This is a genomic window from Campylobacter concisus, from assembly GCF_002914005.1.
Lineage (GTDB): Bacteria > Campylobacterota > Campylobacteria > Campylobacterales > Campylobacteraceae > Campylobacter_A > Campylobacter_A concisus_N.
Window position 1 is genome coordinate 1 of record NZ_POZU01000033.1, and the last position, 21,604, is coordinate 21,604.

General features: G+C 36.7%; 28 protein-coding genes. 26 read left to right on the forward strand and 2 right to left on the reverse strand.

All coding sequences use genetic code 11. The features are described from left to right. Positions 1–124: 124 nt before the first annotated feature. Together CYP54_RS03155 and CYP54_RS03160 are read left to right on the forward strand one after the other, a co-directional pair. A complete protein-coding gene (locus CYP54_RS03155) occupies positions 125–1,315 on the forward strand; it encodes a NifS family cysteine desulfurase (protein WP_103604174.1) in 1,191 nt (396 codons plus the stop codon). A gap of 17 nt (positions 1,316–1,332) precedes the next feature. Further along, positions 1,333–2,325, forward strand: a complete 993-nt coding sequence (locus tag CYP54_RS03160; protein ID WP_103604175.1) for an iron-sulfur cluster assembly scaffold protein — start codon at positions 1,333–1,335, stop codon at positions 2,323–2,325. Positions 2,326–2,354: 29 nt separating this feature from the next. Here CYP54_RS03160 and miaA read toward each other — a convergent pair whose 3' ends face one another. Together miaA and CYP54_RS03170 are read right to left on the reverse strand one after the other, a co-directional pair. After that, on the reverse strand, positions 2,355–3,230 hold the full coding sequence (gene miaA / locus CYP54_RS03165; protein WP_103604176.1) for a tRNA (adenosine(37)-N6)-dimethylallyltransferase MiaA: 876 nt from the start codon (positions 3,228–3,230) through the stop codon (positions 2,355–2,357). Between the two features lie 2 nt (positions 3,231–3,232). Then, positions 3,233–4,447: an FAD-dependent oxidoreductase gene (locus CYP54_RS03170; protein WP_103604177.1), complete on the reverse strand. Its 1,215-nt coding sequence runs from the start codon at positions 4,445–4,447 to the stop codon at positions 3,233–3,235. A gap of 105 nt (positions 4,448–4,552) precedes the next feature. Here CYP54_RS03170 and mqnP point away from each other — a divergent pair, with 105 nt between their 5' ends. From mqnP to CYP54_RS03285, 24 genes are all read left to right on the forward strand, one after another. Beyond that, complete coding sequence (gene mqnP / locus CYP54_RS03175) at positions 4,553–5,413, forward strand: menaquinone biosynthesis prenyltransferase MqnP (protein WP_103604178.1); 861 nt, start codon at positions 4,553–4,555, stop codon at positions 5,411–5,413. Then, the gene (locus CYP54_RS03180) at positions 5,410–5,931 is read left to right on the forward strand and encodes a hypothetical protein (RefSeq protein WP_103604179.1); all 522 of its coding nucleotides are present in this window, start codon (positions 5,410–5,412) and stop codon (positions 5,929–5,931) included. The genes mqnP and CYP54_RS03180 overlap by 4 nt, the downstream gene beginning before the upstream one ends. Before the next feature lie 9 nt (positions 5,932–5,940). Beyond that, positions 5,941–6,447: a DUF6115 domain-containing protein gene (locus tag CYP54_RS03185; RefSeq protein WP_021091068.1), complete on the forward strand. Its 507-nt coding sequence runs from the start codon at positions 5,941–5,943 to the stop codon at positions 6,445–6,447. A gap of 138 nt (positions 6,448–6,585) precedes the next feature. Beyond that, the gene (moaA, locus tag CYP54_RS03190) at positions 6,586–7,554 is read left to right on the forward strand and encodes a GTP 3',8-cyclase MoaA (RefSeq protein WP_035167294.1); all 969 of its coding nucleotides are present in this window, start codon (positions 6,586–6,588) and stop codon (positions 7,552–7,554) included. After that, entirely contained in the window at positions 7,554–8,309 is a 756-nt protein-coding gene (locus CYP54_RS03195) for a 7-carboxy-7-deazaguanine synthase QueE (protein WP_103604180.1), read from the forward strand. Before moaA ends, CYP54_RS03195 begins: the two co-directional genes overlap by 1 nt. After that, positions 8,309–8,890 carry a 6-pyruvoyl trahydropterin synthase family protein gene (locus CYP54_RS03200; protein ID WP_103604181.1) on the forward strand — a complete coding sequence of 194 codons (582 nt, stop codon included), beginning with the start codon at positions 8,309–8,311 and terminating at the stop codon, positions 8,888–8,890. Before CYP54_RS03195 ends, CYP54_RS03200 begins: the two co-directional genes overlap by 1 nt. Next, the gene (locus CYP54_RS03205) at positions 8,890–9,093 is read left to right on the forward strand and encodes a hypothetical protein (RefSeq protein ID WP_103604182.1); all 204 of its coding nucleotides are present in this window, start codon (positions 8,890–8,892) and stop codon (positions 9,091–9,093) included. The genes CYP54_RS03200 and CYP54_RS03205 overlap by 1 nt, the downstream gene beginning before the upstream one ends. Continuing rightward, the gene (locus CYP54_RS03210) at positions 9,090–9,491 is read left to right on the forward strand and encodes a hypothetical protein (protein ID WP_054196056.1); all 402 of its coding nucleotides are present in this window, start codon (positions 9,090–9,092) and stop codon (positions 9,489–9,491) included. The genes CYP54_RS03205 and CYP54_RS03210 overlap by 4 nt, the downstream gene beginning before the upstream one ends. Further along, a complete protein-coding gene (locus tag CYP54_RS03215) occupies positions 9,492–10,148 on the forward strand; it encodes a 16S rRNA (uracil(1498)-N(3))-methyltransferase (RefSeq protein ID WP_103604183.1) in 657 nt (218 codons plus the stop codon). An 83-nt stretch (positions 10,149–10,231) separates the two neighbouring features. Then, a complete protein-coding gene (rpmE, locus tag CYP54_RS03220; RefSeq protein WP_002942443.1) occupies positions 10,232–10,432 on the forward strand; it encodes a 50S ribosomal protein L31 in 201 nt (66 codons plus the stop codon). Between the two features lie 3 nt (positions 10,433–10,435). Then, the gene (gene rsmI / locus CYP54_RS03225; RefSeq protein ID WP_103604184.1) at positions 10,436–11,251 is read left to right on the forward strand and encodes a 16S rRNA (cytidine(1402)-2'-O)-methyltransferase; all 816 of its coding nucleotides are present in this window, start codon (positions 10,436–10,438) and stop codon (positions 11,249–11,251) included. A 111-nt stretch (positions 11,252–11,362) separates the two neighbouring features. Continuing rightward, a complete protein-coding gene (gene rlmB / locus CYP54_RS03230; protein WP_103604185.1) occupies positions 11,363–12,043 on the forward strand; it encodes a 23S rRNA (guanosine(2251)-2'-O)-methyltransferase RlmB in 681 nt (226 codons plus the stop codon). After that, positions 12,036–12,977, forward strand: a complete 942-nt coding sequence (locus tag CYP54_RS03235) for a phosphatidylglycerophosphate synthase (RefSeq protein WP_103604186.1) — start codon at positions 12,036–12,038, stop codon at positions 12,975–12,977. The genes rlmB and CYP54_RS03235 overlap by 8 nt, the downstream gene beginning before the upstream one ends. Then, positions 12,971–13,753, forward strand: a complete 783-nt coding sequence (locus tag CYP54_RS03240; protein ID WP_103604187.1) for a hypothetical protein — start codon at positions 12,971–12,973, stop codon at positions 13,751–13,753. Before CYP54_RS03235 ends, CYP54_RS03240 begins: the two co-directional genes overlap by 7 nt. Before the next feature lie 9 nt (positions 13,754–13,762). Then, positions 13,763–14,971, forward strand: coding sequence for an LL-diaminopimelate aminotransferase (locus CYP54_RS03245; RefSeq protein ID WP_084109200.1), 1,209 nt, complete (start codon positions 13,763–13,765; stop codon positions 14,969–14,971). After that, positions 14,968–16,230 carry a homoserine dehydrogenase gene (locus CYP54_RS03250; protein ID WP_103604188.1) on the forward strand — a complete coding sequence of 421 codons (1,263 nt, stop codon included), beginning with the start codon at positions 14,968–14,970 and terminating at the stop codon, positions 16,228–16,230. Before CYP54_RS03245 ends, CYP54_RS03250 begins: the two co-directional genes overlap by 4 nt. A gap of 1 nt (position 16,231) precedes the next feature. After that, positions 16,232–16,573, forward strand: a complete 342-nt coding sequence (locus tag CYP54_RS03255; RefSeq protein WP_103604189.1) for a YraN family protein — start codon at positions 16,232–16,234, stop codon at positions 16,571–16,573. Positions 16,574–16,645: 72 nt separating this feature from the next. Beyond that, on the forward strand, positions 16,646–16,960 hold the full coding sequence (trxA, locus tag CYP54_RS03260; RefSeq protein ID WP_012001054.1) for a thioredoxin: 315 nt from the start codon (positions 16,646–16,648) through the stop codon (positions 16,958–16,960). Next, positions 16,960–17,406, forward strand: coding sequence for a hypothetical protein (locus tag CYP54_RS03265; protein ID WP_054196066.1), 447 nt, complete (start codon positions 16,960–16,962; stop codon positions 17,404–17,406). The genes trxA and CYP54_RS03265 overlap by 1 nt, the downstream gene beginning before the upstream one ends. A gap of 9 nt (positions 17,407–17,415) precedes the next feature. After that, positions 17,416–18,354: an NAD(P)/FAD-dependent oxidoreductase gene (locus CYP54_RS03270; RefSeq protein ID WP_103583685.1), complete on the forward strand. Its 939-nt coding sequence runs from the start codon at positions 17,416–17,418 to the stop codon at positions 18,352–18,354. A 148-nt stretch (positions 18,355–18,502) separates the two neighbouring features. Then, complete coding sequence (dapB, locus tag CYP54_RS03275) at positions 18,503–19,273, forward strand: 4-hydroxy-tetrahydrodipicolinate reductase (protein ID WP_103604190.1); 771 nt, start codon at positions 18,503–18,505, stop codon at positions 19,271–19,273. Next, positions 19,266–19,415 (forward strand): hypothetical protein, encoded by a 150-nt coding sequence (locus tag CYP54_RS09865; protein ID WP_181001513.1) that lies wholly within the window; start codon positions 19,266–19,268, stop codon positions 19,413–19,415. The genes dapB and CYP54_RS09865 overlap by 8 nt, the downstream gene beginning before the upstream one ends. A gap of 172 nt (positions 19,416–19,587) precedes the next feature. Continuing rightward, positions 19,588–20,925, forward strand: coding sequence for an amidophosphoribosyltransferase (gene purF / locus CYP54_RS03280; RefSeq protein WP_103604191.1), 1,338 nt, complete (start codon positions 19,588–19,590; stop codon positions 20,923–20,925). Beyond that, positions 20,922–21,584: a DUF8095 domain-containing protein gene (locus CYP54_RS03285; protein WP_103604192.1), complete on the forward strand. Its 663-nt coding sequence runs from the start codon at positions 20,922–20,924 to the stop codon at positions 21,582–21,584. The genes purF and CYP54_RS03285 overlap by 4 nt, the downstream gene beginning before the upstream one ends. Positions 21,585–21,604 lie beyond the last annotated feature (20 nt).

The following is a 21,604-nucleotide window of genomic DNA, read 5'->3' on the forward strand; positions in this document are numbered from 1 at the left end:
ATATCAAAATGAGCTAAATTTTGAAAAAATTAAAGCATATTTTTAAACTTGCTTTTAACTTTTTTGTTATAATATCCCATCGAAAATAAAAAGGATATTTTTTATCCTAATTAAGGTTTTAAATTTGAGAGTATATTTAGACAATAACGCTACAACAATGGTTGATCCTGAAGCTTTTGAGCTTATGAAACCATATTTTTGTGAAAAATACGGTAATCCAAACTCGCTTCATAAATTTGGCTCTGAAACACACCCAGCTTTAAGAACAGCGCTAGATCAACTCTACACCGGACTAAACGCAAAAGATAGCGATGACATCGTCGTTACCTCATGTGCAACTGAGAGCAACAACTGGGTAGTAAAAGGCATCTACTTCGATAAAATAGCAACTGGCGAGAAAAAGCGTATCGTAACAACCGCAGTTGAGCATCCAGCTATTTTGGCGACTTGTAAATTTTTAGAAAAATATGGCGTAGAGCTTACTGTTTTAGATGTAAATAACGATGGTATAGTCACACCAGAACAGCTAAGAGCTGTAATGGATGAGAATGTAGCACTTGTTTCTATAATGAGTGCAAATAACGAAACTGGCATGATCTTTCCTGTAAAAGAGCTTGCTAGTATCGCTCATGAATATGGAGCTTTATTCCACACGGATGCGGTTCAAGCAGTTGGCAAGATAAAGATAAATGTCCAAGACCTTGACGTTGATTTTTTAAGCTTTTCTGCGCATAAATTTCACGGACCAAAGGGTGTTGGAGCACTATTTATAAAAAATAGTATGCCACTAAGTAGCTTGCTTCACGGCGGCGAGCACATGGGCGGACGCAGAAGTGGCACGCTCGATGTTCCTGGCATTATTGGTATGGGCAAAGCACTTGAACTGGCAAATAAATTTATGGATTATGAGCACTCTCATGTTCGCCGTTTACGTGACAAGCTTGAAGATGCAATTTTACAAATTCCTGACGTTAGCGTTGTAGGAAAAAAAGAACAACGTGTGCCAAATACCATTTTGGCTTCTATAAAAGGCGTTGAAGGCGAAGCGATGCTTTGGGATCTAAACAAAGCTGGCATCGCAGCTTCAACTGGCTCAGCATGTGCAAGTGAAACATTAGAGAGTAACCCAATAATGGAGGCCATAGGGGCAGATAAAGAGCTGGCTCACACCGCACTTAGATTATCTCTTTCTAGATTTAATACAGAAGAAGAGATTGATTATGCGATTGAGCATATAACAAAAGCAGTAAATAGACTAAGAGGTATCTCTAGCACATTTGCCTACGCCCCAGAATGGCATAAGAGTGGATTATAAAATTTAAAGGAAATAACATGGCAAAGAATAATTTGATCGGAGGCTCTATCTGGGATGAGTATTCTAAGGTAGTGCAAGACAGGATGAATAACCCTAAATTTATGGGAGAGATAACCGAAGAAGATGCTAAAAAGGCAAACGCAAAGCTTATTGTGGCTGACTTTGGTGCAGAAAGTTGCGGTGATGCGGTTAGGCTATACTGGCTGGTTGATGAAAAAACCGACAAGATAATAGACGCTAAATTTAAAAGTTTTGGCTGTGGCACGGCTATAGCTAGCTCTGATACTATGGCTGAGTTATGCGTCGGCAAAACGGTCGATGAAGCGGTCAAGATAACAAATTTAGACGTCGAGAAAGCTATGCGTGACAACCCAGAAACCCCAGCTGTCCCGCCTCAAAAGATGCACTGCTCAGTTATGGCGTATGATGTTATAAAAGCAGCAGCTGCAAGCTATAAAGGCATAGATCCAGAGCATTTTGAAGATGAGATCATCGTTTGCGAGTGCGCCAGGGTAAGCCTTGGTACGATTAAAGAAGTTATAAGACTAAATGACCTTCACACAGTAGAGGAGATCACGCAATACACCAAAGCTGGTGCATTTTGCAAGTCTTGCGTAAAGCCTGGTGGTCATGAAAAAAGAGAATATTATTTGGTGGATATTTTGCGTGATACTAGGGCTGAGATGGAGCGTGAGAAGATCGAAGCTCAGGCAAATGCCCAAGCAAATCACACTTTAGGTGACATTAGCTTTGAAAATATGACGATGGTAGGACAGTTAAAAGCAGTCGAGTCTGTCATAGATAAAGAAATTCGCCCAATGCTTGAGATGGATGGTGGAAATTTAGAAATTTTAGATATCAGAAATGATAATGGAGAAAATACTGATATTTATATCCGCTATCTTGGTGCTTGCTCGGGCTGTGCAAGTGGCTCAACTGGCACTCTTTACGCGATTGAAAATGTCTTACAAGAGAGCTTAAGCCCAAAAATTAGGGTAATGCCTATTTGATTTTATTAACTAGCCCTTGTGGGCTAGTTTTATTCTCTTAAGAATTTTAAAATTTCACTTCTAATTTGATCCAAATCACCCACGAATTTTTTTTCAAACTGCGAGCGATTAAAGGTTCGCTGACGTTTTGCTAACTGAGCCGTGTGCGTAGCTATGAGCTCTTCAAGCTCGTTTTGAGAAATTTCTTTATCTAAAAATTGCTTGCACTCTTTTAAACCTATTGATTTTAGGGGTTTTGGCTCACTTTTGTATTTATTAAACAAAAATTTTGCCTCATCTATGAGTCCAGCTTCAAGCATGCCTTTTGTTCTCTTTTTGATACGTTCTCTAAGCTCATCTTTATCCCATAAAATTTCAAATATCGCTAGTTCTTTTATGATGCTCTCTTTAGTATTTTCTCTTAGCCAAATGCTTGGGGTTTGGTTACTAAATTTATAAATTTGATACCATTTTTCGAGGCGATAAGAGTCGTTTTGGCTAAATTTGCTTGCAAACTCAGGATCGATTTTTGCAGCTAACTCGTAAATTTCTTCATTGCTTAAATTTAGCTCACATTTTGGCACATCTGGTGCAAGTCCGCTAAGCATTGATTTTAGATAAAAGCCACTGCCTCCTGTAATGATGAGTGGGCAGTCTTGTAAGCGTGCAAATTCCTTTGCATTTTTATAAATTTCAAAAAATGCCCCAACACTAAATTCTTCATCAGGATAAATTTCATTTACACCAAAGTGCTTTATGGCTTCAAGCTGCTCTTTATTTGGCTTTGCGCTGGCGATATCTATCTCTTTATAAAGTGCAAGCGAATCAAGGCTTAAGATGACGCCGTTAAGCTTCTTTGCAAGCTCAAATGCAAGATCGCTTTTACCGCTTGCTGTGGTGCCAATTATTGCAAATTCTTTAAACAAGTCTAGCCCTCGTAAAACGAGCTAAAGAGTAAAATTTCATCATTTTCCTCGTTATTTTTGCTATCTTTTATAAGACTTGCTAAAACGCCAGCAAAATACGGAGCAAAGCTAAGTTCATTTAGTCCATAAGCTTGGTTATAGATCAAGTTGCTATATATGTTATCGCGTCCAAGAGCTGGTTTATCGTTTGAGCTAAGAAGTACGTAGTTTGCCCTAAAGCTAGGCTCTTTTAGCTCGCTTATACCAAGATGTATCTTTAGTTCATTTAAAAATGCATTAATCTTTTCAGTTTTAACAAGCGTATCGATAGCGCCGACTTGTAAATTTGTAATAATCGTAACACCATTTTTAGTAGGATAAATTTTGGCAAATAGATCATTTAAGATGATTGGTTTTTTAGGGATTTGTCCTTCGTTTAGGCTAAGATCAATGGTATAAAATTTAGCCAAAATCGCATTTATGCTCGTGCCTAGTTTATTTGAAAGCTCTAAATTTTTTGAAGCGATCACAAAGTTATCGGCCTCATATTCTCCGTTATTGCTGGTAGCTTTTTGCACTATTTGCCCTTGCGTTTTTAGCTCATAAATTTCATCATTTATAAATTTTACCCCGAGAGAATTTAACTCATTTATCAAAGCTTTTTTGAGCTCATTTGTATCAATGCTTGCGTTGTTGGCTAAATTTATAGCGCCTTTTATGTTTTTATTTATTAGCCCAAAATTTGCAAGCTCTTTATCTATGCTTAAAATTTCTTGCTCGCTATGGGCAACCTTTATCTCATCAAGCCTTTTTTTAAAGCTTTCGTCATTGCTAAAAAGTAGATAAACGCCGCTCTCATCGAAATTTATCTGCGGATATTTGTTACTTAAATCTCTTAAAATTTCAAAGCTTCTCTTACCAAATTTTGAAAACAAAATTTGCATCTTTTTGTCGTGAGCTTTGGTTGATTTAAGTGTAAAATTTGTCATCCAAGCTCTAAAATTTTCATTTAAGCAAATACTTATATCAAGCTCGCTTTTTTTGCTAACTAGCCCCATAAACGAGCTAGATATCGCTCCATCTTTTGCAAGAGCGTGTGTACCAAAAGGCGTTAAAATTCCATTTGTAAAATCATCTTTTTGGCTGCTAATAATTAAAATTTCTTCACCTTTTTTAGCTAATTCGTAAGCCGTAAATAACGCACTAAAACTATCTCCAATAATTGCTATTTTGCCCATAATAACCCTTTGTTTTAAATTAATCTTGTAATGATAATATAAATTCAAATTTAAAGCAAAATGGTGTAAAATCAACCATTTTTAAAGAAAATGGAAATTTATCAAATGATAGAAAAATTAAAAATTATCGCTGAACTTATCGTTTTTAAGCATTCTGTTTTTGCTTTGCCTTTTATTTTTGTTGCGATGATAGTTGCTAGCAAGATAGAAAGTGGCTTGGCTTGGTTTGGCTTTAAACTGCTTATTCTAGGTACTTTTTGCGCTGTTAGTGCTAGAAATTTTGCTATGGCTTTTAATAGATATAAAGACGAAGACATCGACAAGCTAAATCCGCGAACTGCAAGCCGCCCAAGTGTTGATGGTCGTATCGGTAGGAGCAATATGCAGCTTTTTATCGTGGCAAATGCGTTTATTTTTATCGTATGCGCTTATTTTATAAATTCGCTCGCATTTTGGCTAAGTTTTCCTATTTTAGCTATTCTTGGTGGATATTCGCTGTTTAAGCGCTTTAGCGAGCTAGCGCACTTGGTGCTTGGCCTTAGCCTAGGTCTTGCTCCTATCGCTGGTGTGGTGGCAGTGAGCGCTGCTATACCGCTTTGGAGCGTGTTACTTTGCCTTGGTGTGACATTTTGGGTAGCTGGATTTGACTTGCTTTACTCACTTCAGGATATGAAATTTGATAAAGAAAATAAGCTCTTTAGCATACCAGCTATTTACGGCGACAAGGCTACGCTTTTTTTATCGGCTATTTTTCACGCTTTAGCTTTTATATTTTGGCTACTTTTTGCTTGGGCAGCTGGGCTTGGAGCGATGGCATTTTTTGGAATTTTAGTAAGTGGCGTTATTTTATTTTTTGAGCATAGGATCGTAAGACGCGACTTTAGCAAGATAGATAGAGCATTTTTTACGTTAAATGGCTATTTGGGAATTTTATTTTTTATCTTTGTTTGGATTAGCGTATTATGAGTGAGAGTAAGCTGTTTAAAGCACCTCTTGATATGGAATTTGAGTCTGATAAAGATGGAAGCGAGAAATTTAAAAGAGAGTTTGACTCTATCTTACCGGGCGAAGAGGACGCGCTTGGGGCTTGGCTAAAACGAGCTAAATCACGTGGCGAAACCAAAGAGAGTGATCAAGTTTTATTAACTTTGCTGATCGAGCTTCACAGAAAAGTTGATGCGCTGAGTGATTATATTAAAAATGAACATAAGCAATATTTGCCACTAAAAGAGAGGGCTGGTATCGAAGAAATAGGCTTTACACACATCAAAATAAGCGAAGAAAAATTTATAAAAGATGAAATTTACTACGCAAGGATTGCTATGCCTATCTTTCCAAAGAGAAATTTGAGTCTTTATTTAAGAGCTATTAGTGAAAATTTAGCAAAGATAGAAAATATGCACGAAGAGGATGAAGCCGACTGGAACGCTTATGTAACAGCTAGAGAGCGTGTAATGATAAGAGAAATGAGAGCGAATTCGTAAAGGAAAAATATGGAAATTTATATTTTTTTAGGCTTTGGTATCGTTTTGGCGATAATAGTAGCTTTAATGTTGATAAAAGATAGTGAGACAAATAAAAAATTTGCGAGATTTGAGCGAGCGATAGAAAGCGTTATGCAAGAAAATTTCAATCTAAAAAAGCAAATTTCAATGCTTGAGGGCGAGGCATTTAAAAATAGTGAACAATATGAGCCACTTAAAAAACAGATAAAAGAAAATATTGATTTGCAAATAAATGAGAAAATTGTGCCAATAATTCGTGCGATTAAGAGCATCGAGCGAGTAATTGATGATTTTGCAACGGAGCAAAAAGATAGGATAGTTAGTCTTGAAGAGCGAACAAGAGATATTAATAAAATCGCACCAAGCGTCATCAATGAAGAAGAACAAATTCTAAAAATGTTTAAAGACGGGAAAAGTGCAGCGATGATCGCAAAAGACCTTCATGTTGGAATGGGGCGAGTTGAGTTTGTACTTAAATTTCATAAATTAGCCTAAATTTACAGGCTAATTTTAAAAAGACTAATCTACTCTTAAACTACAAAAATTGGCTTAAATTTTTATTTTGATTTAAATCTTTTAACATATAATTGAAAAAATTATAAAAAGCTCTAACCAAGCTTAAGAAGGTGCTTTATGCTAGTTGATAAATATGGTCGGGTTGTTGATTATTTAAGGATTTCTGTAACTCAGCGTTGCAACTTTAGGTGTAGGTATTGTATGCCTACAACGCCATTTAGCTGGACGCCAAGAGAGAATTTATTAACCTTTGAAGAGCTATTTTTATTTGTAAAAGTGGCTATCGATGAAGGTATAAAAAAGATAAGAATCACTGGCGGTGAACCGCTTGTACGTAAGGATTTGGACGTTTTTATAAAGATGATAAGTGATTATAATCCAGACATTGATCTAGCGCTTACTACAAATGGTTATATGCTTTCACACTTTGCCAAAAGGCTAAAAGATGCTGGACTAAAGCGCATAAATATGTCGCTTGATACACTAAATGAGCAAAAGGCTAAATTTATCGCACAAAAAAGTGTCTTGCACGAAGTTTTAGCTGGCTTTGAAGCAGCTCATGATGCTGGATTAAAGGTAAAAATCAACACTGTCGCACTAAAAGGCGTAAATGATGATGAGCTTATAAATTTGCTCGAGTTTGCTAAATTTAGAGATTCTCAGATTAGATTTATTGAGTATATGGAAAATTCACACGCTAAAGATGATTTAAAAGGGCTAAGTAGCGATGAAATTTTAAAAATCATCTCACAAAAATATAATGTCACGAAAGATGGAAAACTACCAAATGCGCCCGCGTCTATTTATAGGCTCGATGATGGTTATAAATTTGGCATCATAGATCCACACAAGCACGACTTTTGCGAGAGTTGCAACCGTATCAGGCTAAGTGCTGAAGGACTTTTGATACCTTGCCTTTACTTTGAAGAAGCTCTTAGCATCAAAAAAGCGGTTGAAAAAGGTGATATCGTAGCTGCAAGTGAAATTTTAAGGCAAGTGCTAGCAAACAAACCAAAAGAGAACAAATGGGCGATAGGTGCTAGCAATGAAACCTCTTCGCGTGCCTTTTATCAAACTGGTGGTTGATGAGCAAAGAGCTAGAGCTAGTTGAAGCGTTTTTAAGTATCCAAGGCGAGGGGGCTTACCAAGGCAGACTCGCTATATTTTTACGCTTTTTAGGTTGCAACCTAAACTGCTCTGGCTTTGGCGTGCAAACAAAGTCTTTAAAAACTGGTGAAAGCCTACTAGGATGTGATAGTATAAGGGCTGTTTTTAAAGGGCATTTTAATTATAAAATTTATAGTGTAGATGAAATTTTAGGCATAGTTGATGACCTATGTAAAGGCTTAATACAAAAACCGATCATTGTTTTGACCGGCGGCGAGCCACTTATCTGGCACGAAAATGAAAATTTTATAAATTTGGTAAAGAAATTGCTTGAAGATTATGAAGTGCATTTTGAGACAAATGGCACGATTTTAGTTGATTTTGCTAAATATGAAATTTATAAAAACTGCCATTTTGCACTTGGAGTAAAGCTCGCAAATAGCGGAGTTAACGAGCAAAAACGCATAAATTTAGACGCTATTTTAGCTATTAAAAATAATGCAAGAAGTAGCTTTTTAAAATTTGTCCTCTCGCGCTTTGACAAAAGCGAGTTGGACGAGATTATAAATATAAAAAATCAAGTTGATTTGCCAGTTTGGTGCATGGCAATAGGGGCGAATAAAGCTGAGCTAAACGAAAATGCTTTAAAAACAGCAGAATTTGCCATAAAGTATGGATTTAACTACTCAGAGCGTATCCACATCAGGCTTTGGGGCGATAAAGAAGGTGTTTGATGATTATTAGAAAGCTTTTTAGATTTGAAAATGCACATATTGTGAGATTTTGTAGCTCAAAGCGTTGTAGGACTAGCATCCACGGGCACAGCTATGTGGCTGAAATTTTACTTAGCTCAAATTTTCTTGATAACGCCGGCATGGTTTATGATTTTGGCTTGATGAAGCAAAATATAAAAACGATCATTGATAGTTTTGATCACGCTACAACAATATTTTCAGGCGATAATGATGAATATAAAAATGATCTAAAAAAGCACTCGGCAAGATGGATCGAGATCCCGTTAAATCCAAGTGCAGAGCAGTTTTGCCGTATATTTTTTGTACTCATAGAAAGACTACTTGAGCTTAGTGTGATGAAAAACGGCGAGCGTGAAGTGAAGCTTCATAGCATTATCGTGCATGAGACTGATACGGGCTATGCGCAGTGCTTTAAAGAGGACGCCATAAATGCGCAAATGGGCGAGATAAGGCTAGATGAGATCAAATTTTCAGACGCTATCATAGAAGAGTGGGAAGATAAAAATTTATTCGAGAAAATGAAAAATAGGTTAAAAATAGAAATTTCAAAGGATGTTTGATGAAAAAAATTATAACTTCTTTTTTATTTATGGCTGGTCTATTTGTGGGTTGTGGAGATAAAGATGAGGCTAAAAATGATATTAGCGAGCCTGTACCTAGTGATGTGACCATAGCTCAACCAGACGCAAATGTCACAATCGATGAACAACTCCCGCCTGAGCCAGTCGTTGAAGAGAACGAGCCCTCTAAAGATAAGAAATGAACGAACATCTCTCCTCACTTTTTGCATACACCTTGCCTTTTCATGTGATATTTTTTTATGCACTAGTTGCCTGTAATGTGCTTTATTTAATAATTACTCAGTTTAGCAGCAATGGTAAAAACTATGTGCTTCGTATAAGATATTTTTTGCCGATTTATCATATGCTACTTAGTTTTCTTGTGCTAACCGGACTTATTTTATGGGCGTATTACGGATATGAGTTTAAATTTAATGCCATAAAAATGTTAATTGTCTTAATAATTTTAATCGCGCTTAGTGCCATAGGGTTTAAAAGGCTAAAAATTTATGCAGCTAATGGTAACCTAGAGAAATTTAAAAAATTTGCCCTTATTAAGGGTTTTTGTGATCTTGGTTTAGTCGTAATTGCAGGGATTTAGATGAAATTTTTATATGATAAAAATGCAGGTAATGAAAGCTTAAAGATAGTAAATGAAGCTTTTTTGCACCTAAAAGCTAGAAGAATGCAAGCTGGTGAGCGAATAAGCGTTAGAAATTTACGAGATTTTAAAGAGTATATTTATGAAATTGATGAGATTGATAGGCGAAGTGCGAGCTTAAGTCTTGTCTTTGCCAGCTCAAATGGAGAGCAAAAATTCGACTTTACGATCGCTTGGGCTATCGTCGATCCAAAGACGATCGAAAAGACATTACCATTTTTAAACGAACTTGGTGTTGGTAAAATAGCTTTTGTCTATACTAAATTTTCTCAAGCAAATTTTAAGATAGATATTGAAAGGCTAAACTACATAAATGCTCTCTCTTGCGAGCAGTGCGGACGAACTTCATTAATGGAGTTTGAAATTTATAAAAATTTGGATGAGCTAATGAGCATTTATAAAAATGTCTCAGCTATAAATTTTGGTGGTAAAAGCTTAAATGAAAAAAAAGGTGATGAGCTTTTAATAATCGGTCCAGAGGGTGGATTTAGCGAGGATGAGACGGCTAAATTTAAAAATAGTTACTGCCTAAATACTAAAAACATCTTAAGATCGCAGACCGCGGTTATCTCGGTGGCTGCAAAATTCCTGGCTTAATTTATTTGATTTTTAGATTTCTTTTTATATAATCAGCAACTTTTAATGTAGATAATTAGCCCAAAAATAATAAAGGAAAAATGATGAAAAAAGATATCCATCCAGAATACGTAGATTGCACTGTAACTTGTGCTTGCGGAAACACTTTTAAAACAAAGTCAAACAAAAGCGAAATCAGAATTGACATTTGCGACAAGTGCCACCCATTTTTCACAGGTAGCGAAAAGATAGTTGACAGTGCTGGTCGTGTTGAGAAATTTAAGAAAAAATACGCTCAAAAATAAGCCTTGCTCTACTTTGTTCCTACTCCAATAGGAAATTTAGAAGATATCTCGCTTCGTGCGATTAGAATTTTGCGTGAATGCGAGATAGCTATCTGCGAAGATACAAGAGTCTGCAAAAGTCTTATAAACTTGCTAAATGAACGCTTTAACGCAAGTATAAATATTTCAAAATTTATTCCACTTCACACCCATAACGAAGATGACTTTTTCACAAATTTAAGTGATGATTTTTTTAGCATAAATGTAGCCTACATGAGCGATGCTGGTATGCCAGGTATCAGTGATCCAGGCGTTAGCCTAGTAAGATACGCTCAAAAAAATAATATCGAATATGAAATTTTAAGTGGAGCAAATGCCGCACTTTTAAGTGTAGTTGCAAGCGGACTTTGTGATAAAGAATTTGTCTTTTTAGGCTTTTTACCAAATACTGGTAGAGATAGGTCCTTGGCTATTCAAAATGCTCTAAATTTAGCCTATCCAGCCGTTATTTACGAAAGCCCAAAACGCATACTAGGCTTAGTACAAAGTATCGCAAATCTAGAGCCTGAGAGAAAAATTTTTGCCATAAAAGAGGCCACAAAAAAATTTGAGAGTAAGATTAAAGATAGTGCTAAAAATTTAGTCCAAATTTTAGAAAAAGCAAATTTAAGTGGAGAGTGGGCGATTGTCATCTCAAAAAGTAACAAAACAGCCACTCAAAATATCACAAAAGATGAGATACTTTTGCTTGATCTTGCTCCAAAAGTAAAAGCAAAATTGCTTAACAAAATAACTGGAGAAGATGTAAAAAAGATATATGATGAACTTACGAAAGCTTAAATTATAGGCCGCAAAACTACTAAGTGACATTGAAACGAAAGTGCAAAATTTACTCTAGCTACATACAAAAATAAGTTAAATTTTAATTGACTTTAGCTACCATAAGTTACCATGATAATATACGGAAAACAACTATTTTTACATATTTTGAACAAGCGACCACAGATATTAGAAGAGATATATCTCTCAAAAGAGTGTGACAAAAAACTCTTCTCTAAAATTTGTGGCACAGGCAAAAAAATTATTCGCGTGGATAATCAAAAAGCGCAGTCTTTAGCTCGCGGTGGAAACCATCAAGGTTTTTTAGCGAATGTTAGTGAGTTTGAATTTTCAGACATTGCTGAGCTTAAAAAGCTAAATTTTATCGCCATTCTTTACGGCATAAGCGATGTTGGCAATATTGGTGCTATCGCTAGAAGTGCCTATGCTCTAGGCTGCGAAGGTCTTGTAATAGTAGCAAAAAGCATAAATATGCAAGGCGTTTTAAGATCAAGTAGTGGCGCTGCCTATGAGATACCAATAGCGATTTTTGAAGACGGACTTAGTTTGTTAAATGAACTAAAGCAATTTGGTTTTAAAATTTATGCAACAGCAAGTGATGGCAAAAACGTAAAAGAGATGAGGTTTGCTGGTAAAAGAGCTTTGGTGATGGGCTCAGAAGGCGAAGGCATACCGCAAAAAGCTCTAGCAAAGTGTGATGAGTGTATTGGTATAAAGTTAAAAGAGGGCTGGGACTCCTTAAATGTAAGTGCAGCTTTTGCAATAATTTGTGACAGGATGATAGATGAATGAATTAGAGAATTTAAAAGAGATAGGTATAAAGGAAATTTCACGTAAAACGCATATTGAGCCTACATTTTTACAATATATTTTTGATAAAAATTTTGAAAAATTATCACGTTTAAATATTAGGGGCTATGCCAAAATTTTACAACGTGAATATGATGTTGATTTGAGCGAATTGCTCACTGAATATGATACCTTTATGCAAGAAAACACTCCAGATGAGAGTCACAAAACTAAAGTTACTCCAAAAATTTCTTCTTACACTCCAAAAGATATTACCATACAAAAACAAAGCGGTAGTGGCGGTGCTGGATTTTTATTTTGGCTCATCATTTTAGCTATTATCGCTGGTGGGGCATATCATTTTGATGCTTACAAATATATCGAGAATTTTTTATCGTTTTTAAATGACGAGAATAAAAGCGTGAGCTATTCGCAGTCAAGCATAGTAAATGAGGTGAAGAAAAATATCATCGATACAAATATCACTATCTCTCAAAATAGCCCTAAAATAGAAGCAAACATATCAAGCGTAAAAATTTCAGCTCCAGTTGAGCAAAATGTGACAACAAGTCCTGCAAACATGGAGCAAAATGCTGTAAAGCCAAGCATGGCAGCTCAGCCAGCTCCTAAGATAGAGCAAAACATTACAAAGCCACTAAATGAGGCGGTCATTACACCAAAACAACGTGTCTGGATAGGCATCATTAATCTTGAAAATGGTCAAAAAGTATCAAACGACACAAGCAAAAGCATAAATATAAATTTAGACCAAAGACAGCTCGTAGTTTGTGGAAATGGCAACATTGAGCTAAAGATTGGCGACAAGGTGACAAAATATAATCCAAGCCGTCCAGCTAGATTTTTAGTAGAAAATGGAGAGATGAAATTTGTGAGTTATGACGAGTTTGTAGAACTTAACAAGGGCAAATCTTGGTAAGAAAAATAGCGATTTTCACCGCTTTTAGTGTATTTGCCTATGCTTTTAGCTTACAAACTAGTGCAAGTGCTTTAAGCAATGTTGAAAATGTGCAAATTTCTTTAGAAAATTTAGACCAAAATGGCTCACTCAATGTCAATGAGCTAGTATCAAGATTAAAACAAAACTCAAGTTACGATAGCATTTCATTTGGCTCAAATAGTTTGAATTTAAAATTTATAAGCGAGCAAAAAGCTCCTTCTACACTATTTGTAAAATCAATAAATTCAACTCTAGACGATGCCAATATAAGTATTTCAAGGATAAATTCTCTAAAAAATGGAGATCAAATTTCTTATGGAATTTCAGCCATAAAAAATGGTGGAATAGATCCAAGTTTATTAAGCTTAGCACTTAGTCAAAGCGGTTTTAGAATTTTAGGATTTGATAGGGTTGATGGGAATTTAGAGATATTTTTAGATGCTCAGAATATGATCCTTAAGGCTACAAAGGTAAATTTTGACGAAGAGACACCACTTTTAAAAAGCGGTGGTACTTATTTTGTTGATGTTGAGGGTGCAAGTAGTCTGGATATCGCGTCAAAAGAGTCAAATAGATGGATGCCACTTGTTAGGATTTATGATAAAAATTTAAATCAGATTGACTCTATAAAAGAGGAGCAAGCAAAAACTACCGTTTCTATAAATTTAGCAATAGGTGCAAAATACGCATTAATTAGCGACAATGTTGATATAAATAATATAAAAAATGAGATAATTATCAAGCTTATAAAATAGGAGTAAGCAGTGTTTGATGAGATAAGATTTAATACGATTGAGCGTTTGCCAAACTACGTTTTTGCCGAAGTAAATGCAATAAAAATGGCTGCACGAAGAGCTGGCGAGGACATCATCGACTTTTCTATGGGTAATCCTGAGGGCAGAACACCACAGCACATCGTCGATAAACTATGCGAAAGCGCGCAAAAGGACAAGACTCACGGCTACTCAGCCAGTGCTGGAATTTACAAGCTCCGCCTTGCCATTTGCAACTGGTACAAAAGAAAATACGGCGTAAATTTAGACCCAGATACCGAAGCAGTCGCTACGATGGGTAGCAAAGAGGGCTTTGTTCACCTAGCTCAAGCCGTGATAAACCCAGGCGATGTGGCTATCGTGCCTGACCCTGCTTATCCGATACACACGCAAGCGTTTTTATTTGCTGGCGGAAGTGTCGCAAAGATGCCGCTTCACTATAATGATAAATTTGAACTAGATGAGAATAAATTTTTTGAAAATTTGATCCAGACTATACACGCTAGCTCACCAAAGCCAAAATATGTAGTCGTAAATTTTCCTCACAATCCAACGACCGTAACCGTGCAAAAGAGCTTTTACGAGCGCCTTGTAAGCATTGCAAAGCAAGAGAGATTTTACGTCATATCTGACATAGCCTACGCGGATCTTACATTTGATGGCTACAAAACGCCAAGTATCTTTGAGGTCGATGGTGCAAAAGACGTTGCAGTCGAGTGCTACACACTTTCAAAAAGCTACAATATGGCTGGCTGGAGAGTTGGCTTTATGTGCGGAAATAAAAGACTTTGCGCCGCACTTAAAAAGATAAAATCATGGGTTGATTACGGCATGTTTACTCCGATCCAGGTGGCTGCTACTGTTGCACTTGACGGCGATCAAAGCTGCGTTGAAGAGATACGCCAAATTTATGAAAAAAGAAGAGATGTGATGATAGAGGCCTTTGCTCAGGCTGGCTGGGAGCTTAAAAAACCAAGCTCTAGTATGTTTATTTGGGCGAAACTACCACCAAAAGTTAGCCATTTAGGTAGTCTTGAGTTTTCAAAGCAGCTTCTTACAAAGGCATCAGTCGCAGTTAGTCCGGGTATTGGTTTTGGCGAGGGCGGAAACGACTATGTGCGTCTAGCTCTTATCGAAAACGAAAATAGAATAAGACAAGCAGCTAGAAATATAAAAAAATATTTGAAAGAATTTGAATGAATGTAGCGATATTGGGCGTTGGAACCGTTGGTGAGTCAGTTGCTAAAATTTTACTAAAAAACAAAAAGCTAATCGCAGCAAGAAGTGGCGAGGAGATCGTACCAGTCATAGGAGTGGTCAGAAATTTAAATAAAAAAAGAAATGCTGGCATCCCTTTGACTGACGATATAAATAGCGTTATAAACCGCGATGATATCGATGTTTTTGTTGAACTTATGGGTGGTGTGGAAGAGCCTTTTAGGGTTGTGAGTGAAATTTTAAAACGAAAAAAAGCAGTAGTCACTGCAAACAAAGCACTTTTAGCCTATCATAGATATGCCTTGCAAAATTTAGCTAAAAATATACCATTTGGTTTTGAAGCTAGTGTGGCTGGTGGCGTACCGATCATTAGAGCATTAAGAGAAGGCTTGAGCGCAAATCACATCGTTAGCATAAATGGCATACTAAACGGAACTAGTAACTTTATCCTAACCTCGATGATGGATGAGGGTTCAAATTTTAAAGACGCTCTTAAAAAGGCGCAGGAGCTTGGGTATGCCGAGGCTGATCCTACTTTTGACGTGGGTGGTTTTGATACAGCACACAAACTGCTAATCCTTGCTAGCATCGCATACGGCGTGCACGGCGACCCAGAGGATATCTTGATAGAAGGAATACAAGGCATCATTCCTGAGGATATATTCTTTGCAAAAGATTTTGAATACTCGATAAAACTTCTAGCTATCGCCAAAAAAAGCGAGGGCAAAGTCGAGCTACGCGTGCATCCAGCGCTTGTGCCGCAAAATAAAATGATAGCAAAGGCAAGCGGTGTGACAAATGCGATCAGCGTCGTTGGCGAGGTTGTTGGCGAGACGATGTATTATGGCCCTGGGGCTGGTGGCGATGCAACGGCAAGCGCGGTAATCAGCGATCTTATCGACATCGCAAGAGATAGTAAGTCGCCGATGCTAGGATATAAAGCGCCGTTTGAATTAAATACGCTTGAACTACTTGACCGCGATAGGATAAAGACAAAGTATTACTTTAGGTTAAAAGTCGAAGATAAAATGGGTGTGCTAGCAAAGATTACAAATTTAATGAGTGAAAATAACTTGTCGATCGATAGCATACTTCAAAAACCAAAAGATGAGAGCGAATTTGCGGTATTGTTTTTTACGACACATACGAGTCTTGAGGCTGATGTAAGAAGGACAATTGAAATTTTAAAAGAGCAAGAGTATATAAAAGAAGAGCCATTTATGATGAGGATCGAGGAGTAGCTTGGGGTTAAAAGAGTATCTCTTCGGTAAAAACTCAGAAGATAGGGCGTGTGAATTTTTACAAAAGCTTGGTTTTATCATTTTAGAGAGAAATTTTCACTCTAAATTTGGTGAGATCGACATTATTGCACTAAGTAGTGATAAAATTTTACACTTTATAGAGGTAAAAGCAACTAGTGGAGAATATGAAGTAGAATACCGATTAAATAAGACAAAATATATAAAAATTTTAAAAACTATAAATTTTTATATGATGAAAAATGAGCCAAATAGAGATTTTCAAGTCGATTTACTAGTTATAAAAAATGAAAATTTAGAGTTGATAGAAAATATTAGTTTATAATAGAATTTATTATTTAGATAAAGTTTAAATTTAATTTGTATAATTGCCACATTTTAAAAATAAGGAGAAAAAATGGGAAAATACATCGAACTTACAAAAGAAAATTTTGATGTTACAAAAGAAGGCGTTGCTTTAGTAGACTTTTGGGCTCCATGGTGCGGACCTTGCCGTATGCTAGCTCCAGTGATCGAAGAGCTTGCTGAAGACTTTGATGGCAAAGCAAAAATTTGCAAGGTAAATACTGACGAAGTGCAAGATCTTGCAGTTGAGTTTGGCATCAGATCGATCCCAACATTGCTATTTTTCAAAAATGGCGAGCTAGTTGAGCAAATGGTCGGTGCACAGTCAAAACAAGCCTTAACTGACAAACTAAATTCGCTTCTTTAATGAGCGAAAAAAGAAGAGGAAGCCTACTTCCTCTTACATATATATTTGGTTCATTTTTTGGTGCAGCTATGATAGCAGCTGCATTTGCGTATAGCAACTATCGTTTTTCACAATATAAATTTGTTGATTTTGCGAAGCTAGTTTTTTACGAAAAAAGCGAAATTTTCACTCCAAAAGAGCCAAAATACACGCTTTTAATCTTCAGCTCAAATCAATCAAAATTAGACGAAATTTTACCAATCAAAAATGAAACAGTTGTGGCAATCGATATCTTTCAAAAAAGATATGAGTCAAACTCAACACTAAAATATATAAGCTCGGATATTAATACGGTCTTGGAGCTGATGCGAAATTTGAGCATTACAAAGCTTCCAAGTAGTGTTGAGATAGTTCATCAAAGGGGCGAAATTTATAAACAAAATTCGCCCATAAATGTTTTAGAATAAAGGAAAATTATGCTTGATTTAGCGATCATCGGAGGCGGTCCAGCAGGACTAAGCGCCGGACTTTACGCCACTAGAGGCGGATTAAAAAATGTTGTAATGTTTGAAAAAGGCGAGCCTGGCGGTCAGATCACCTCGAGCTCAGAGATAGAAAACTACCCAGGCCAAAAAGCCCCTGGTGAGAGTGGCTTTGATTTTATGAGCACTTGGTGGAAGCAGTGCAGCGCATTTGGGCTAGTTCATAAATGGGCAAACGTTGTTGGTGTTAGAAAAAACAGCGACGGTAGCTTTGAAATTTTACTTGAGGGCGGTAAGAGCGAGCAGGCAAAGGCTGTCATCGTAGCAACTGGCTCAACTCCAAGACGTGCTGGCTTTAAGGGCGAGGATGAGTTCTTTGGCAAAGGTGTTAGCACATGCGCAACATGCGATGGATTTTTTTACAAAAATAAAGAGGTAGCTGTTCTTGGCGGTGGCGACACAGCTGTTGAAGAGGCACTTTATCTAGCGAATATCTGCTCAAAAGTCTATCTAATCCATAGACGTGAAGAGTTTAGAGCGGCGCCAACTACGGTTGAAAAAGCTAGAAAAAATGAGAAGATCGAATTTATAACAAGTGCGACGATAAAAGAGGCGCTTGGCGATAAAATGGGTTTAACAAAGATCGTACTTGATACTAAAAATGGTGAGCGCGTACTTGACGTGCCAGGAATTTTTACCTTTGTCGGACTAAATGTAAATAACGAAATTTTAAAAGATGAAAACGGCAAATTTATCTGCGATATGGTCGATGGTGGACAGGTTAAGACAAACCTTAAGATGCAAACCAGCCTGAATGGGCTCTTTGTAGCAGGTGATATCAGAGAGGACGCTCCAAAGCAAGTCATCGTAGCAGCAGGTGATGGCGCAGTGGCTGCACTTAGCGCTATGAGCTACATAGAAAGCTTACATTAATACTTAAATTTAGCCAAATTTTTGGCTAAATTTTTCTTCTTTTTTTCTATTAAATTTTTTTGATTTTATACGCATTTTTAAAGCCTATTTGTAATCTATCTATAATAAATTTTATGTTAAATTTCAACCAAAAATCAAAGGATAAATTTTGGTAAGAATAGGCCTTTATGGTGCTAGTGGAAAGATGGCTCAAAGTATCATTTCTTGTTTAAAAGATGAAAAAGATGCCACTTTAAGTATCGCTTTTAGCCAAAAAAATCAAGTTGAAAATTTAAATAGCAAATTTCTAACAAACGACTTTGCTAAATTTTTTGAAGCATGCGATGTGATAATCGACTTTAGCCAAAAAGAGGCTACAGTAGCACTGCTAAACTACGCTAGAACTAATCCAAAACCATTAGTTATCGGTACGACCGGGTTAAATGACGAAGATAAAAACTTACTCCATTTAGCATCAGGGGCTATGCCTATTCTTTACGCAACAAATATGAGTTTAGGCGTAGCAGTACTAAACCGCCTTGCAAGGATTGCTTCAAAAACATTAAGAGAATTTGACATAGAGATAGTAGAGCAACACCATAGGCACAAAAAGGACGCTCCAAGTGGTACTGCGATGACGCTAGCCGGCTGCGTAGCTGAGGCAAGGGATCTAAATTTAAAAGATGTTTTAGTAACTGGTAGAGCCGGCATGGTGGGCGAAAGAAGCAAGGACGAGATCGCAGTTATGGCACTTCGTGGTGGAGATGTGGTCGGTCGCCACACGGTTGGCTTTTATAATGACGGCGAGTTTATTGAGCTAAATCACACCGCAACGAGTAGGGCAACTTTTTCAAAAGGTGCGATCAGAGCTGCCATTTGGCTAAAAGATCAAAGTAGTGGCCTATACTCGATAGACGATAGTTTAGGGCTTGATGATTAAATTTGAGCTTGATGATATAGAGAGCTATAAGCTAGAATTTGGTGATAAATTCTACCTGCCGGAGTGTGAAAAGCGTCAAAATTTAAGAACTGACGATATAGTAAAGCTTATATTTAGATTTGAAGATGATGAGTTTGCTTAGGTTGAGCGCATGTGGGTGGTCGTTAGCGAGACAAATAACGGCGAATTTACCGGCATTTTAGACAATGAACCATTTATTTACAAAAGGCTGTTTAAATGTTGGCGATGAGATCAAGTTTAACTACAAAAATGTTCTTGAAATTTACAAAGATGATGAAAACTAAAGGAAAAAAATGTGTGCAATAGTTGGTATTATAAATTCTAAAGATGCAGCAAAAACTGCGTATTATGCGTTATTTTCTATGCAGCATCGTGGCCAAGAGGCAAGCGGCATTAGCGTTTGTGATGATGGAGAAATTTCTACTCACAAGGGTAATGGCCTAGTTACAGAGGTCTTTAATGAAGAAATTTTAAGATCGCTAAAAGGTGATATGGCTATTGGTCACAACCGATATGCAACTGCTGGTAAAAACTCGGGTCGTGATGCTCAGCCAATAGCCGCTAATTACTCTTTGGGACAAATTTCAATCGTCCATAATGGGAATTTGGTAAATAAAGATGAGGTTAGAGATGAGCTTATTAAGGATGGTGCGATATTTCAGACAAATATGGATACTGAAAACATCATCCATCTAATCGCAAGAAACCATAGCGAACACTTGCAGGACCGTATTATCGCAGCACTTGATAAGATAAAAGGTGCTTATTGTCTGCTTATCCAGTCACGCCATAAAACCTTTGCAATAAGAGATCGCTGGGGTGTTAGGCCGCTAAGTCTTGGCAGGCTAAAAGATGGTGGATATATCGTAGCTAGCGAGACTTGTGCTTTTGATCTTGTGGGGGCTAGTTTTATAAGAGATATCAGGCCTGGCGAGATGATAGTTTTTGAACATGGAAAAAGTGAGTTTCAAAGCCTACAAATTTTTGAGCCAGAGCCTAGAGTTTGCGCCTTCGAGTATATATATTTTGCTCGCCCAGATAGCGTGATAGAAGGTAAAAGTGTCTATGAAGTTAGAAAAAAAATGGGTGAAGTACTAGCTAAAAAGAGCAAAATTAAAGCAGATTTCGTCGTACCTGTACCAGATAGCGGAGTACCAGCAGCGCTTGGGTACGCAAATGAGAGCAAAATCCCATTTGAGCTAGCTATCACTAGAAACCACTATGTGGGTAGAACCTTTATCGAGCCAAGCCAAGAGATGAGGAATTTAAAAGTCAAGCTAAAACTTAATCCGATGTCATCGGTTCTAAAAGGTAAAAGTATCGTTGTTATCGATGATAGTATCGTTCGCGGTACTACTTCAAAAAAGGTGGTTGATCTTTTAAGACATGCGGGCGCTAAAGAGATTCATTTTAGAGTCGCTTGCCCTGAGCTTAAATACCCTGAGCGATACGGTATCGATACGCCAAGCTTTGAAGAGTTAATAAGCTCTAAAAAAAATGCAGAGGAAGTAAGAGAATATATCGGTGCAGATAGCTTAGAATTTTTAAGTATAGACGAACTTAAAGAAAGTATCGGTAATGAGCGAAAATATTCGCTTGTAAGCTTTGATGGTGACTATTTCATAAAGTGAAAAATTTAGCCATTTTTTTGCTTATTGCAATATTTTTTAGTGGTTGCTCACAAAAGAGTCCAAGCAAAAAAGATGAAATTTCTATTTACGTAAGCTACTATGAGATAAATGGCACAAAACAGCAGCTACAAATAAAAACTGCTCAAAATTTTACAGAACAAAATACTAGTGTGCCATTTTTTGGTATAGTAAATTTTTTAGCAGAAGATAAGATTTTAAATGCTTATTCGCTTGCAAAGGGTACTATAAATGTACTTGAAGTAAATAACAACTCTATAAATTTAAATAAATCAAGAGATATATTAGCTTTAAAAAAAGCTAATGAGATAAAATTTTATGAGATAAGGCCCGATGTGCTTGAGAGTGTTAAATTTAGCTCACAAAATAGTATTTGTGGTGATTTTTTGTTACAAAAGCCAGTGCATATAAATGTGGCAACAAACTATTATTTAAGAGATGATAGCTTTTTTGCAAGCTTAATAGATGCAAATTTCTTTTATAAAAAAGGTTCAAAGATCCTAAAAAAAGAGTTTGTTTATAATATAGCCGAGACTAAAATCCTAGAAGAAGCAAAAGAATTTACACAAAAGACAAAGCAGCTCTTTTTAAATGACCTACAAAAATTGGGCAGGCTACTTGATATACTTTGTACTTTTTAAATCTTTATCTTAAAAAATCG